Origin of the sequence: Pseudoalteromonas sp. SWYJ118, from assembly GCF_015864505.1 — a bacterium.
In the GTDB taxonomy this organism is placed as follows: domain Bacteria; phylum Pseudomonadota; class Gammaproteobacteria; order Enterobacterales; family Alteromonadaceae; genus Pseudoalteromonas; species Pseudoalteromonas arctica.
In genome coordinates this window covers 71,178-85,644 of record NZ_JADYXC010000014.1, presented here as the reverse complement: position 1 = coordinate 85,644, position 14,467 = coordinate 71,178, and the positions used below count along the sequence as shown (strand labels likewise).

Annotated in this window: 12 protein-coding genes; 5 read left to right on the top strand and 7 right to left on the bottom strand. The window is 39.7% G+C overall.

From position 1 onward, the window contains the following. Positions 1-32: 32 nt before the first annotated feature. Positions 33-650 carry a LysE family translocator gene (locus I6F48_RS13700; protein ID WP_197119656.1) on the bottom strand — a complete coding sequence of 206 codons (618 nt, stop codon included), beginning with the start codon at positions 648-650 and terminating at the stop codon, positions 33-35. A gap of 71 nt (positions 651-721) precedes the next feature. After that, positions 722-3,184, bottom strand: a complete 2,463-nt coding sequence (locus I6F48_RS13695; RefSeq protein WP_197119655.1) for a S9 family peptidase — start codon at positions 3,182-3,184, stop codon at positions 722-724. 166 nt (positions 3,185-3,350) lie between these two features. On the opposite strand from I6F48_RS13695, the gene I6F48_RS13690 reads away from it, so the two are divergent. From I6F48_RS13690 to I6F48_RS13680, 3 genes are all read left to right on the top strand, one after another. Beyond that, positions 3,351-4,346, top strand: a complete 996-nt coding sequence (locus I6F48_RS13690) for a LacI family DNA-binding transcriptional regulator (RefSeq protein ID WP_197119654.1) — start codon at positions 3,351-3,353, stop codon at positions 4,344-4,346. Further along, a complete protein-coding gene (locus I6F48_RS13685) occupies positions 4,343-5,572 on the top strand; it encodes a glycosyltransferase (RefSeq protein WP_197119653.1) in 1,230 nt (409 codons plus the stop codon). The genes I6F48_RS13690 and I6F48_RS13685 overlap by 4 nt, the downstream gene beginning before the upstream one ends. A 116-nt stretch (positions 5,573-5,688) precedes the next feature. Further along, the gene (locus I6F48_RS13680) at positions 5,689-6,915 is read left to right on the top strand and encodes a threonine/serine ThrE exporter family protein (protein WP_010553647.1); all 1,227 of its coding nucleotides are present in this window, start codon (positions 5,689-5,691) and stop codon (positions 6,913-6,915) included. 107 nt (positions 6,916-7,022) lie between these two features. Here the strand turns inward: I6F48_RS13680 and I6F48_RS13675 are convergent, their stop codons facing one another. From I6F48_RS13675 to poxB, 3 genes are all read right to left on the bottom strand, one after another. Then, the gene (locus I6F48_RS13675) at positions 7,023-7,433 is read right to left on the bottom strand and encodes a hypothetical protein (protein ID WP_197119652.1); all 411 of its coding nucleotides are present in this window, start codon (positions 7,431-7,433) and stop codon (positions 7,023-7,025) included. Between the two features lie 16 nt (positions 7,434-7,449). Next, the gene (locus I6F48_RS13670; RefSeq protein WP_197119651.1) at positions 7,450-7,923 is read right to left on the bottom strand and encodes a hypothetical protein; all 474 of its coding nucleotides are present in this window, start codon (positions 7,921-7,923) and stop codon (positions 7,450-7,452) included. 198 nt (positions 7,924-8,121) lie between these two features. After that, entirely contained in the window at positions 8,122-9,846 is a 1,725-nt protein-coding gene (gene poxB, locus I6F48_RS13665) for a ubiquinone-dependent pyruvate dehydrogenase (RefSeq protein WP_197119650.1), read from the bottom strand. A 320-nt stretch (positions 9,847-10,166) separates the two neighbouring features. Here poxB and I6F48_RS13660 point away from each other — a divergent pair, with 320 nt between their 5' ends. Together I6F48_RS13660 and I6F48_RS13655 are read left to right on the top strand one after the other, a co-directional pair. After that, the gene (locus I6F48_RS13660; RefSeq protein ID WP_197119649.1) at positions 10,167-11,822 is read left to right on the top strand and encodes an RluA family pseudouridine synthase; all 1,656 of its coding nucleotides are present in this window, start codon (positions 10,167-10,169) and stop codon (positions 11,820-11,822) included. 178 nt (positions 11,823-12,000) lie between these two features. Continuing rightward, positions 12,001-13,920: a tetratricopeptide repeat-containing diguanylate cyclase gene (locus I6F48_RS13655; protein WP_197119648.1), complete on the top strand. Its 1,920-nt coding sequence runs from the start codon at positions 12,001-12,003 to the stop codon at positions 13,918-13,920. 36 nt (positions 13,921-13,956) lie between these two features. Here I6F48_RS13655 and I6F48_RS13650 read toward each other — a convergent pair whose 3' ends face one another. Both I6F48_RS13650 and I6F48_RS13645 read right to left on the bottom strand, forming a co-directional pair. Further along, a complete protein-coding gene (locus I6F48_RS13650; protein ID WP_165728967.1) occupies positions 13,957-14,175 on the bottom strand; it encodes a DUF6500 family protein in 219 nt (72 codons plus the stop codon). A gap of 29 nt (positions 14,176-14,204) precedes the next feature. Then, positions 14,205-14,459, bottom strand: a complete 255-nt coding sequence (locus I6F48_RS13645) for a hypothetical protein (protein ID WP_024592905.1) — start codon at positions 14,457-14,459, stop codon at positions 14,205-14,207. Between the last annotated feature and the right edge of the window lie 8 nt (positions 14,460-14,467).

Here is a 14,467-nt window from a genome sequence, read left to right as displayed (position 1 = left end):
AAATTAATTGATAATATCAACTACTTTTTGAACTAACCAAAAATAAGCCAAATTCCAACTAATCCCATTAAGCTACCGGCAATACGGTTCATCCATTTTATATTATCGCCACGAGCTAAAAATAAACGTAAGCTTTTACCGCCTGTTGCGTAAGCTAACATACTTAAAAACTCGGTGGTCATTATAACGCCAAGTAATACTAAAAGCTGAGGGGCTACAGCATGCTCAACACTAATAAACGGCGGTAATAACGAGATCATAAACGCCCACCCTTTAGGGTTAGCAATTGCGGTTACAAAACCTTGCGTAAATAACGACTTCCGACTTACGTCACTTGGTTTTGAGGTATCGACCGACATTTTGCCTTTGGCTCGCCACATGTTAACGCCAATATAAATTAAGTACGCACCGCCTACCCACTTTAAAATAGCGAACGCATCTGGGTAATTTAACATGATGCTTGCAACGCCTAATACCGCAGCTATAGCAACGGTTGCTACGCCTAACAGCTCGCCTATCATCATCCATAATGTGCGGCGCACGCCAATGCTCATACCGAGTGTCATGGCAAGGGTCATACACATACCAGGCGTTATCGACACAAAAAAGAACGTAGGAATAAAAACCGCAAGTGCTGCTACATCAATCATTAATTTACTCTCATATTAAAAGCAAAAACGCGGCTATAAGTAGCCGCGCTGTTACTTACTCATGTTTATTACTATTGCCCAACACTTATCACGGGTTCAGTAATAACCTCTACTGGCTCTGCTGTATCATTTAGCAAATACTTATCTAACCACTGTTCTTGTTCCCACAATACATGTAATAAGCTTTTACGCGCACGGTAACCATGTGCTTCGTAAGGGAGCATTACTAAGCGAGCATCTTTACCTAAACCTTTTAGCGCTGCGTACATGCGCTCACTTTGCATTGGGAAGGTTCCTGAATTAGGATCCTCTTGACCGTGGATCATTAGCATTGGCTCGTTAATTTTTTCAGCATGGAAAAACGGCGACATATTAGCGTACACACTTTGTGCTTGCCAAAAATCACGCTCTTCTCCTTGAAAACCAAACGGCGTTAATGTGCGGTTATACGCGCCACTGCGGGCAATACCTGTTTTAAATAAATCGCTATGAGCCAATAAGTTAGCAACCATAAATGCACCGTATGAGTGCCCTGCTATGGCAATTTTATCTTTATCGGCAATGCCTTTTTTAACCAATACATCAACAGCTGCTTGCGCACTTGATACTAGCTGCTTTCTAAAGTTATCGTTTGGCTCGCTGCCATCAATACCCACTATTGGCATTTTAGGGTCGTCAAACACGGCAATCCCTTTAGCAAGATAAGGCATTGGCCCCCAATAACCAATGTAGGTAAATGCATAAGGCGATTCGCGTACTTGTGATGCTACGGCTTTATCTTTGTATTCAAGTGGATAAGCCCACATAAGCACAGGTAACGGGCCTTGTGTTTTATCATACCCTGGTGGTAAATAAAGCGTGCCCGAAAGCTCAACACCGTCGTCGCGTTTATAACGTAATTGCTCTTTAGTTACGCCTTTAAATGCAGGGTACGGATGCTCAAATGTCGTTAATTGCGTTAGCGTGTCGTTATCTAAATTGCGTATAAAAAAGTTAGGTTGCTCAGTTTTAGATTCGCGAATAGTAATAAAGCGCTCACCTTCGTCGTCAAGCAGTGCACGTACACGTTCGTAATATGGTGCTTCTGATTGCCATAAACGCTTGCTGCTATTTGTTTTAACATCGTATTGGTCTAAAAACGGGATATTACCTTGCTCTGAAGCTCCATTACCACGCAGATATATATAACGCCCGCCTACAATTTTAATTACGTTTGCGCCTAAATCGTTGCGCTCGTAAATTGCATTACCAGGGTCTTTATACGCATCGTTGTAACTACGCTCTGAAAATAAAACGCGGTTTCTGTCGGCATTTCGTGGTTGCACTATGTAAGTACGTATTTGGCGATCGCTAAAGCGCCAGTCTGTCAGCATTGCTACGTTTTCGTTGCCCCACTCAATACCAGAATAACGACGCTCTACTTTGGCAAATAATTTAGGCTCGCGTTTAAAGGGTGCACGTAAGCTGTAAACATAATCATGATGCTCAACGTCGGTTTTCATGTTGCCGCCATCTTGCGCCTCGGCCCAAATAACTTCAGCACCTTGATCGGCTCGCCATTCAAAGTCTCGGCGGCCAGTGCGAACACTGTCATAACCTTGCGGAATGTTATCGGCAAGTGGCTGTTTTGCCAGCTCTGCTAATGCATAGCCGCGCATGCCCCATATTTGCCATGTGCTTGCAAATCGGCTGTAAGGCACTTGATACGAAAACGGCTCATTAATACCGGCAACTAAAATATTGGTAGAATCAGGTGACACCGAAAACGATTTAAATAAAGAAGGACTACCTATTGCTTGTGTATTGCCATCAAGCGTTACGTAAGCCAGCTGCCCTTGGCCGTAAAACTTAAATTGTGCTTCATCAAACGGGCTTGTTAATAAATTTTGGTAAGTACGTGCTGGTGCTTTTTCGCCAGTACTTTGTTGAATAACAGGCACTACACTTTGGCTGTTATTTTCAAGCCTTGGTTTACCAAAATTAACAGCAAGATTTGCAACAATGGCGCTGCTATCTGGCAGCCATTTATATGGTGAGGCAGTTAGTACCGAATTTAACGCAGCGCTTGAAAGCTCTTTTGCTTGTTTGGTTTCAACGCTGTAAAGCCATAAGTTGGCTTGGGTTAGTTGCTCAACAATAAAGGCTAAATATTTACTATTAGATGACCATTTAGGTGAGCGAATAATGCCATTAGGTAAGTTATTAATACTAATAACCGACCCGCTTTGAACATGCTTTAGCTCCACAGCGCTAAATTTGGCACTCACACGAGAGCGCGAAAAATTAGCGGGGTTTAGCTTAATACCAGCAAGCTTAAGCTCTTCTTTTGCAAGTTCATCAAGGGTTACTACACGTTTGCGTTCAAAAAGCGCTAGCCACTGGCCATCGCTCGATAAGTAACTAGTGGGTGCTAACTTAGCGTCAACCAATGCTGCAAGTTCAGGTGATGGGGTTTGATAGCCCTGCTCGGCGTAACTTGTTGGTACTAATGCCGCACAACAAATAAAGGCAACTAACAGCCTAAAAGCGCTCATGTTTTTATCCTTTTGTTATTTTTTACTCTTATAGGCGTATATAAACACGTTTTGCTTTGTTCATAAAGTATTAAGGTAAGTTAAACACCTCTAAAAGATGACTTAATAGTGCTGATTAAGCTAAACTACAGCGCTATTTATTCACCACTGCGGTACTTAAAATACAATGCATAACAAAGCCAAATCAGTCACTATTTTTGATGTTGCAGAGCGTGCTGGTGTATCAAAATCAACCGTATCCTTGGTGCTTACCCAAAGCGATAAAGTGGGCAATAAAAGTAAACAAAAAATACTCAAAGCGATTGATGAGCTAGGATACGTTTATAATCGTGATGCCGCTGCTATGCGCTCAAAACGCTCAAATTTAGTGGCCATAGTAATAAACGATTTAACTAACCCAGCTATGGCACACCTTGCTACCAGCCTACAACTTTTGTTAAACGACAATGGCTTACAAGCCATGATTGTAAGCAGTAATAATAGTCTTGAACTACAAGCAAACGCAGTTAAAAACTTAAAAGAATACAACGCTGCTGCATTTATTATTTGCCCCGTTGCTAGTACTTGCCCCAAATGGCTTGATACGCTCAGCGCGCAACACAAAGTAATTACCGTAATGAGCGAAGTGCCTTTTAGCGCAGCTCCTTGTGTATTACCCGACTATAAAAAAGCCAGCCACGTAGCCAGTATGCATTTGCTCTCACAAGGCGTGACAAACATTGCATTTATAGGCAGTGAACTTACTTTAAGTGATTCACAAGCACTACAAAGTGGCTTTAATACCGCTTGCGCGCAGCACAGCATTACACCATTAGCACCCATTCACTGCGCAGTAAACACAGCCCTTAGCGCTAAAGATGCATTTATAGAAGCATATAAACACAACCCCACATTAAACGCTGTGGTGTGTGCAAACGATATTATTGCTCAAGGTGTTATTGCTGCTATTAACTCATTAACACATCACTGTATTAAAGTGGTGAGCTGCCACCATATTCCTAATAGCGCGGTTATAAATGATCACTTAACCACTGTGGCTATAAGTACAACTGATATAGCCAAGCGGTGCCTCTTAATACTACAAGAGCTACTACAAAATACAGCCCCGCCAGTAAAAACACTGGTAAATGTAAACTTACAAATTAGAGATTCTAGCCAATGAAAAAAGTGCTGGTAATTGGCTACGTATGGCCAGAGCCAAATTCGTCTGCTGCGGGAACGCACATGATGTCGTTATTAAATGCATTTAGAGCGCAAAACTGGGACGTTGAATTTGCAACGCCCGCGCAGCGCACCGATCACATGGTAAATCTTGACGACTTTGGCATAACGAGCCAAAGCATTGCACTAAACTGCGATAGCTTTGACGAATACGTTAAAACCTATAATCCAGATATAGTCATGTTTGACCGTTTTATGATGGAAGAACAATTTGGCTGGCGCGTCGATAAACATTGCCCACACGCAATTAAAATTTTAGATACCGAAGATTTACAATGTCTGCGTAACGCTCGCCACGAAGCGTTTAAAGGTGAGCGTGAGTTTACAACCAGCGATTTACACTCAGACATAGCAAAACGCGAAATTGCCGCTATTTTACGCTGCGACCTAAGCTTAATTATTTCAAGTTATGAAATGAGCCTGCTAAACAGCGTATTTAAAATAGAGCCAAGCCTATTACACCATTTACCGTTTATGGTTGATTTAAGCTCACTGCCTACAAGTACAAAAACGTTTGAGCAGCGCCAGCACTTTATGACCATAGGTAACTTTAGACACGCGCCAAACTGGGATGCTGTACTTTACCTACAAAAAATATGGCCACTTATTCGCAAGCAGCTACCAAAAGCAGAACTACATATTTATGGCTCTTACCCACCACCAAAAGCCACGGCACTAAATAACCCTAAAACAGGGTTTTTAATAAAAGGTTGGGCCGATAATGCGTTTGATGTAATGCAAAGCGCACGCGTATGTTTAGCACCACTGCGTTTTGGTGCAGGCATTAAAGGTAAATTGCTTGAAGCCATGATTATGCAAACACCCAGCGTTACCACCAATATTGGCGCAGAAGGCATGCATAACGATTTATCATGGCCGGGTAAAATAGCCAACACCGCCGATGACTTTGCCAATGCTGCCATTGAAATGTACACCAATCAAAGTGACTTTGAGCAAGCGCAGCAAGATGGCAACACGCTCCTTAATACGCTGTACAACAAAGCACAATTGAGCGCTGCGTTAATTCAAAAAGTCGATTCAATAAGTAGTGATTTAAACGCTCATCGCGAAAAAAACTTCACAGGCCAAATGCTCAAACATCATACAATGCGCAGCACTCAATACATGTCGCAATGGATAGCTGAAAAAAATAAAAAATTAGATTAAAAATGACTAGACACACACCAATTAGTGTTTAAAATCGCGCCCATCAAACGTGGGCATTTTTAGCTGTATTGTCTATATTTTTAGCTTAGTTATCGCAATATTTGGTCCAAAAAGATTTGAAAACTGCAACCTTTACAGAAAAACGCAAATTTATCGTTAAATTGGGTAAGATGCTTCACAAGTATGGTACGCCTGCTTACCGCCTAGAAGCCCACCTAATGGAAGTGGCTACATACTTAGGACTTAAATCGTCGTTTGTTATGTCGCCAACCTCTGTAACGTTTGTTATTTGGACCGATGGCCACGAAGACGAGTACACCCATGTTGCACGTGTAGACCCTGGCGATCACGATTTAGGCTCACTTGCCGACACCGACGACCTTGTAAACCAAATGCTTGACGACAAGCTAAGTTTACAAGAAGTTGATGCGCAACTAGACGCTATTTTTGTAATGCCAAACCCATACAATAAACTTGTTACGGGCGTTGCGTTTGCAACTTCTGGTGGTGCGTTTGCAATGTTAATGGGTACTAGCTGGACTGATGTTATTTGGTCATCGCTACTTACTTTAGTTGTTTATGTGTTTGTGCTTTGGTCTGGGCGCTCAAAACGCGTAGCCCATATGCTTGAGCCATTAGTGGCCATAATATCAGCAATACTTGCCTGTGCAGTAAGCGTGTATATAACACCTGAGATAAATATACGCTTGGTGGTACTTTCAGCCATTATTGTGTTTATACCCGGTTTAGCACTTGCGCTTGGTTTAGCTGAGCTGGCAGCACGGCATTTAGTGTCGGGTACTGCGCGAGTCATGGACTCGTTTATGCTGCTATTTAAACTGTATTTTGGCGGTTTTATTGGCATAGGTATTGGCTTTGCACTTTTTGGGCAAGCCGATTTTGTACAACCTGAGCCATTACCAAAGTGGACCGCATGGCTGGCTATATTTTTACTTTGTAGCAGCTTAATCGTTATTTTTAGAACCAAACTTAAACACGCAGTTTGGTCTATTGCATCAGGCTTTATAGCGTATGGCACCAGTATTGGCTCGGCTATGTACCTTGATTACACATTAGGTACGTTTGTAGGTGCTTTATCGGTGGGTATATTTAGTAACTTGTTTAACCGTGTTGCTAATGCGCCCGCCTCTATTGTGGCTATGCAAGGCTTAATAGTATTAGTACCGGGTAGTAAAACCTATATTGGCTTAAACTCACTTATTGAAGGCCAAGACTTTGTATATGCAGAGCACATAGGCCAACAAACGTTTTTAATATTTATGTCGCTTGTAGCAGGGCTAATATTTGCAAACGTAGCCCTACCACCTAAAAAGAGTTTGTAAGTGATACTGAGCACTCGCTTTACTTTGATTGAGTAAAGCGAGTGAAACCTTAAACTAAAAACAACCGCCAAGTAGCAATTGATACCAATGCTAAGTGTTTTAGCTCATTACATTGCACTTGAGTCAAACTCAAAAACCTCATAGTGATTCCAACGTAAAAACAGTTCACCGCTTTCTAAATACAGATTTATGTCATCACTTGATGGATAGCAAAAATCATCCCAGTGATCACAAAAAACTAACCAAGGAAGGGTTAATGCTGTTTCTTGATCCCAACAAATTGTTACTTTTTTTGAGTCATGTACTAAACCCTTTAACCATTGCCGTGTTAATTCACTTCCTTCTGTGGAGTCGAATCTTTTTGCGCCAACCGGAAAGTTAATGGGTGTGGCGGCAATTAATGCTCTTGCTTGATCTTCACTCAATGGGTTGAGTTTATTTAGTGTATCTTTAGAAAAATCACCGTGGGACGCGCTAATCCATCGCCATGCTAAAGAAAAGTCTTCAATTTTAATCAACGCTTTATACCTACTTTTACAAACACGTAATTGACTCTACAATACTATTACAACGCTCTAAATGCCCTATCAACTCTGGGCCTTCGGGGTAGTCAGAGCAATTGCCTATTATAAGGCCTGCAACTTTACCTGCGGGTTCTATTTCTACGTCCATGTATGATGCAAATACAGAGTTGTTTTTGGTTTTGGACCACGTAAAGTGATAATGAGTATTGTGTGTACTAAGAAATTTACGATCTGGTTTATTAAACTTACTGGTTGTTGCTGTCAGCAAAGTATTTTTGTTCTTAACAGTAATTTCAGCGCCGCTTATAGCCCAAGATAATGGCCACTCTCTTGTAACCTCCGTAGAAATTTCACATTCGCCAAGCACACTAACCTTATCTAAATCAGAAATTATATTTGCGTATTCATTGGTGCGTAAACTGTTTTGCTGAGCTTGAATAAGCCATAAAACAACTAGCGACAGTAAAACTGATTTCCATTTCATTATTGCTCCGCTCCTCTATGAAGCAGAGGCATTTTATGCGTATTTTTATTAATTTAATGATAAACCATATATGATTTTTTATTTTTGTTCAATTACTTACAAACAACCATCACTTATTAATGGTCGAGAATGACAGTGGGGATTATTACTTTGGCACTTCCCTATTGAGCAAAAATACTCAACAGGGAAGTAACTTAACTAGCGTGACCAGTTAGTTTTAGCAAGCTCTACAATTTCGTTTCCTTTGCCGTTTATCAACGCCTTCATCATGTAAACGCTAAAGCCTTTTGCTTGCTCTAATTTGATTTGCGGTGGCATTGAAAGCTCTTGTTTCGCGGTATCGACTTCTAAAACAACAGGTCCTGAGTGATTCATCATTTCGTTCATTGCCGATGGTAATTTTTCAGGGTCGTCCACATGAATCCCTTTTAATCCACAGGCCTCTGCAATTTTAGCAAAACTTGGGTTTTCTAAATCAGTATCGCTTGATAAAAACCCACTGGCTTTCATTTCCATAGCCACAAAACTAAGTGAGCGATTATTATAAACAATAATCTTTATTGGTAAATTAAGCTGCTTAAGCGAGATCAAATCGCCCATTAACATCGAAAAGCCACCATCACCACACATTGCAATTACTTGGCGGTCTCTATCAACAGATTGAACCCCCATTGCCTGCGACATCGCATTTGCCATAGAGCCATGATTAAACGAGCCAATTAAGCGACGCTTACCATTCATTGATAAATAACGCGCAGCCCACACTGTTGGCGTACCTACATCACAAGTAAAAACAGCATCGTCAGCCGCTTGCTCGTTGAGTAAACGCGTTAGGTATTGCGGGTGAATTAAATTTTGCGAGGTTTTTCCACTGGCTAGTTCATCGAGATCTTGTCGAGACTCTTTGTAGTTTTTAACACATTTTTGTAAGTGCGAACTTGTCCGCTCACCTTTAATATAATCAAGCAATGTGGTCACTGAATTTTTAGTATCCCCTAACACGCCACAGTCAATTTGCACGTGTCGCCCGAGTGACGCAGCCTGATTATCAATTTGCAATATGGTGGTATTTTCAGGATAAAAAGCACGATAAGGAAAACTAGTACCAATCATTAATAACGTATCGGCTTCTTGCATTGCATGATAGCCCGACGCAAAGCCAATAAATCCAGTCATACCAACATCATAAGGGTTATCGTATTCAATAAACTCTTTACCACGCATAGCATGCACAATTGGCGCTTGTAATTTTTCGGCTAGCGCAACAATTTCGTCGTGGGCATCCTTACAACCAGCACCACACAATAAGGTTACTTTTTTACTTTTATTAAGATGAGTCGCCATTGCTTCAATATCAGATAAAGCGGGGGTATACGTTGCTGGTTTTGGCACGTTCCATTTTGGCTTGATAGCTTTAGGCATATCTTTTAATGCAATGTCGCCAGGTAGCACAAGTACACTCACGCCTTTGTTTAATATTGCTTGTCGCATTGCGGTTTCTAGCAGGTACGGCATTTGCTCGGGGCTCGAAACCATTTCACAATACACACTGCATTCTTTAAATAATTCTTGCGGATGGGTTTCTTGAAAATAACTACTGCCAATTTCAGATGAAGGAATGTGTGCGGCAATAGCTAATACCGGTACATTATTACGCTGACAATCAAATAAGCCGTTAATTAAATGAAGATTACCTGGCCCGCAAGAACCCGCACACACCGCAAGCTCGCCTGATAAATGCGCTTCGCCGCCAGCTGCAAATGCTGCTACTTCTTCATGACGTATGCCTAGCCATTCAATTGTTCCCATTTTTCGCAGGCTTTCACTAATGCCGTTAAGTGAATCGCCAGTTACTCCCCAAATGCGCTTTACGCCCGCTTGTTCGAGGGTTTTAGTAATAAAACTTGCGATACTTTGACTCATAATATAGAACTCCTAAATATTAAGTTATTCTGTAAATTGATTTTTTGCCTCTGATCTATCAAGTAAGTCATCGTTTCGAAATGCGCTCAATTATTGAGAATCGATAAGCTTAGGTATTTTGATAATGATAGATATATTACTACTGAGACTTTACTAACAAACGATACTCCTAGGTTTACTGCCCCCCATACTGATACATAAAACATGAATGTCCGCTTTAAAGTGTTTATGAATATGCGGGTGCGAGATTTTTAGTGGCTTAACTATGAATATGTTATTATGCGCTCAATTATTTTACTGAATGCTTTTCTCTTACTTCTATGTCAAATTCTGCTTTGTGCTTTACATTATTTTCTCAAAATATTGATTCTCTCGCGCTTCCTGAAAAGTTTACTTTCCCTTTTTATTACGAGCCGCAACCTTTAGCTGTAGCAGCCACAAAACAATTACAGCAACAACTTGAAACGTTAACGCATTTAAAAGCAGAAAATGCAGGTAAAATGTTTGGGGTTTTAGTGGTGCAAAATGCTAAGCAACAATTAGGCTTTTTAAGTGCTTATTCGGGGCAAATTGAAGGTGATAAAGGTAATATTAGCTTTGTGCCGCCTGTTTCTAGCATGCAGCTGCAAGACGATAGCTATTTGGCTCAAAGTAAAATAATTAACGATATTAATGCTCAAATTGAGCAGTTAGAAAATAGTGAACAACTGCATGAAGTTAATAGCAAACTTGATGATGCAACACAGAGTTACCAGCAAGCACTATTAGCCCAACAGGCAGTAATGCAAGCCGGTCGCCAGCAACGAAAAATACAACGTACCGAAGGCGAATTAGAGCTTAGCGAAAGTGATTTTGAGCAGTTAAAAAATAAGCTTGCAGGGCAAAGTATCGTAGAAAAAAAGCAACTGCTGGCACTTAAAGCCTATTGGCAAAATATAATCGAGTCACTGCAGCAAACACACATCAATATTTCTGATGAAATTGCTCATTTAAAAAAGCGCCGTAAAACGCTTTCTAAAAGCTTACAAAAAAAGTTGTTTGCGCAGTACAAATTTTTAAATGCAAATGGTGAAACTACAGACTTAAATGCCATATTTGCAGCATTACCTGAGCACACTCCTCCTTCGGGGGCTGGCGATTGTGCAGCGCCTAAATTATTACAATACGCCTATAAACATGACTTAAAGCCACTTGCTATGGCTGAATTTTGGTGGGGAGCTGCGCCAAAATCAGCAATTAGGCAGCATAAAAACTACTACCCTTCTTGTTATAGTAAATGCCAACCAATACTTGGGCACATGCTAAAGGGTTTAGATGTTGAAGATAACCCGCTACTTATCAACCCAGCTCAGGGTAAAGATCTAAGTATTGTTTATAAAGATGACGATTTACTTGTGGTAAATAAGCCCGCTGAGTTTTTATCTGTGCCTGGCGTTAATATTGATGACTCAGTTTATATGCGAATCAAAACGCAGTTTCCAGAGGCATCAGGCCCGCTAATTGTACACAGATTAGATATGTCGACTTCTGGGTTATTGATGATTGCACTTAATAAACGCGTGCACAAAGCACTGCAAAAGCAGTTTATTGAACGCACCATAGATAAACGTTATGTCGCATTAGTTAATGGTAACGTAGCTGAGGATAGCGGAGTAATTGATTTACCTTTAGTGCTCGACTTTGATGATAAACCGCGCCAAATGGTGTGTTACACACACGGTAAGCCATCACTTACTACCTGGCAGGTTTTAGAGCGTAACAACAATATTACCCGATTACAGTTATACCCTAAAACAGGGCGAACTCATCAATTAAGAGTCCATTGTGCGCACAGCTTAGGTTTAAACATGCCAATTATAGGCGACACACATTACGGGCAAAAAGCCGATAGATTACATTTACATGCAGAATACTTAGCATTTACTCACCCAATTACGGATAAACGATTAGAGTTTGAAGTAGCCGCAGATTTTTAATAAAAACACATAGCTACAACCACTATATTATACAATGTGTTGGTTTTTATTAATTAAATTGATATCGTTTATGGTCTTTCTATTCAATGATGAGTATAAAAAAACGGTACAAACCCAAGTTTATTAAGTAATGTTAATAAGTACTTCAATAATAAAAATAAGTCAGCAAAGGATTAACATGACTAACAATACACAAATAAAGGTTTTAGGTAATACTTTGTGGGCTAAGTATATTGTTCTCATTTTATTTTTACTTTTAAGTAAGCTTTCCTCAGCTAACGGCGACTCATTAAGTGCAACTTTACACGCACTAGACTTTGACACGACTCAAGTCCTGATCAATAACATAAAACTAAATGAATTAGACTATCTTCAAAATGAAGACAAGCTCACTCAAGCGTTTAAAATAAGCAAAGAGCAAAATTGGAAAAAACTTCATCTAGAAGCGGCCGCTTTGTATGCGGAGTTACTTTTTAGACAAGAAAAATACGAAGCGTTAAACACACACTTATCCTATTACTTAAAGAACAAAGAGTTACCAAATCAAAAAAGTGTATATTTATTATTTCTCGAATCACAACTCAAGTCTCTAGCAAGGGAGGCGAACCCAACTCCAGCACACACGCTAGCCACCAAATTAGAAGAGAGCTTGCAACAGCATTCAACTAAAGAAAAAATCATTATTTTACGAGCACTTGCTTACTATTACACCGATACAGATGCATTGAAAAAGACCCTAAATGTTGCACTAGAGGGGCTAGAATTAGCATTAAAAGATGACGATTCAGCATCTCAAGGGTACTTTTTTAGAAAAATAGCCGATGCATATAATTATCTAAACGAAAAAGACAAAGCCATATATTATGCAAAAAAAGCGGTTGCGGCCTATGAGCAAACACAAGATGGGCTTTTTACTGCAAAAGCATACTGGAGCTTAGGCAATGTATTGCTTGAAGTAGAAAAACCTAAAGATGCCTTAATATACCTAGATAAAGCATTGCTCTATTTTAAAAAAGTTAATATGCAAAAAGGCTTAACCTTTGCTCAGTACTCAATTGCCAATATTGAGTACTTACAAGCAAACTACGATAAAGCTTTAACTTTAACTAAAGAAAACATTGAGCTTGCTCGTTCTGCAGGTGTATACGACATGCAACTCGCATCGCTCATTTTGTTAGCTGACATATATATAAAACAAGATTTAATCGAGAGAGCAAATGAAGCAAACGATGAGGTGTTTTTAAAATTAGATAAATTCAGCCGCAGTATTTATAAAGCCGATTTTTTAAGTAAACGCTATGAGCTAAAGCGACGCCTTAACTACACTGACGAGGCTTTTGAAGCAATTGAACAAAAGCTCCTTTATACAAAAAAACACTACGAAGCAACTAGTGAAAATAATATAAAAACACTACAGGTGCAGTTTGAAGTAAAAGAAAAAGAAGAAAAAATACAGCAACTAGAGTACGCAAAAGACATTAGTGAACTACAAGCTAAAGAAGAGTACCAACAAAAAATAATTTGGCGACTCAGCGCTGCTATTGCATTTATTTTAGTGATTGCTTCATTATTTTTATTTTATCGGCAAGCCCGACAACGTCAAAAATATCACGATATTTCATTAACAGATTATCTAACAAATTGCCCTAATCGCAGAGGAATAATGCGCGCAGCAGAAGCAAAGCTTGGTGAAGGTAAAATGACGATAGCAATTGTTGACTTAGACTACTTTAAAAAAGTTAACGACCATTTTGGTCACGATGTTGGAGATTTAGTTCTTATTGCCTTTGCAAAAGCTGCAAAAGAAACACTATGTAATGATCATCAGTTTGGTCGTTACGGCGGCGAAGAATGGTTATTTGCACTAAATACGGTTGATGAACGAATAATTCGCGATATATTTGACCAGCTCGCCATTAGCTTCGCCAAGCATTGCAGTAATATAGAAGACTTTCCTAGTGATACAAAAATCACCTTTAGTGCAGGGGCCTCTGTAAGTGGCCCTTTAAAAAGCACACTAGATGTTCTTATTAAACATGCAGATAAATTACTTTATAAAGCAAAAGAAAACGGAAGAAACCAAGTCGTTGTTGATTAAATAAACACAGCTAAAAGTATTGGCTCATTTACTTGACTAAAGCCCATCTAAGATCATTTTTTTGATGGTCTTTGCTTTTACAAAATGATCTAATTTATGGGTGTGTATCCACCAAGTAGCAGCTTCCATAAGTAGCGCTGGGTCGTCGTTTTTATTAGCAAAAAATGCATAAAAAGAAAGCCCTACATTTTCGCCTTTAACTGCTATTTTTTTATCGCATACGGTAATTATTTTTGCTCTTAGTTCTTCCCTCATACATACCTTATTTAATTATATTTTTACTATTAAAATACGCCATTTAAAACGCTAACGATTAGCTGTAAAAGGCTTCTATCAACCAAGCCATGATTCTCAAGCTCTTTATTAGGCGTATTTACTTTTGCAGCTTTGCATTCATTATCTAATATCTCATTTTTACGTGTATCGGTTTCGTATGCAATATCTGCTTGTTCCATACATTTTGCCGAGCCTGCGTAAGGCTGTGCCGCACAAGCGCTTAGTAATAAAAAAAGTGGAATTGCTATCAATAATTGCTTCATAACTAATC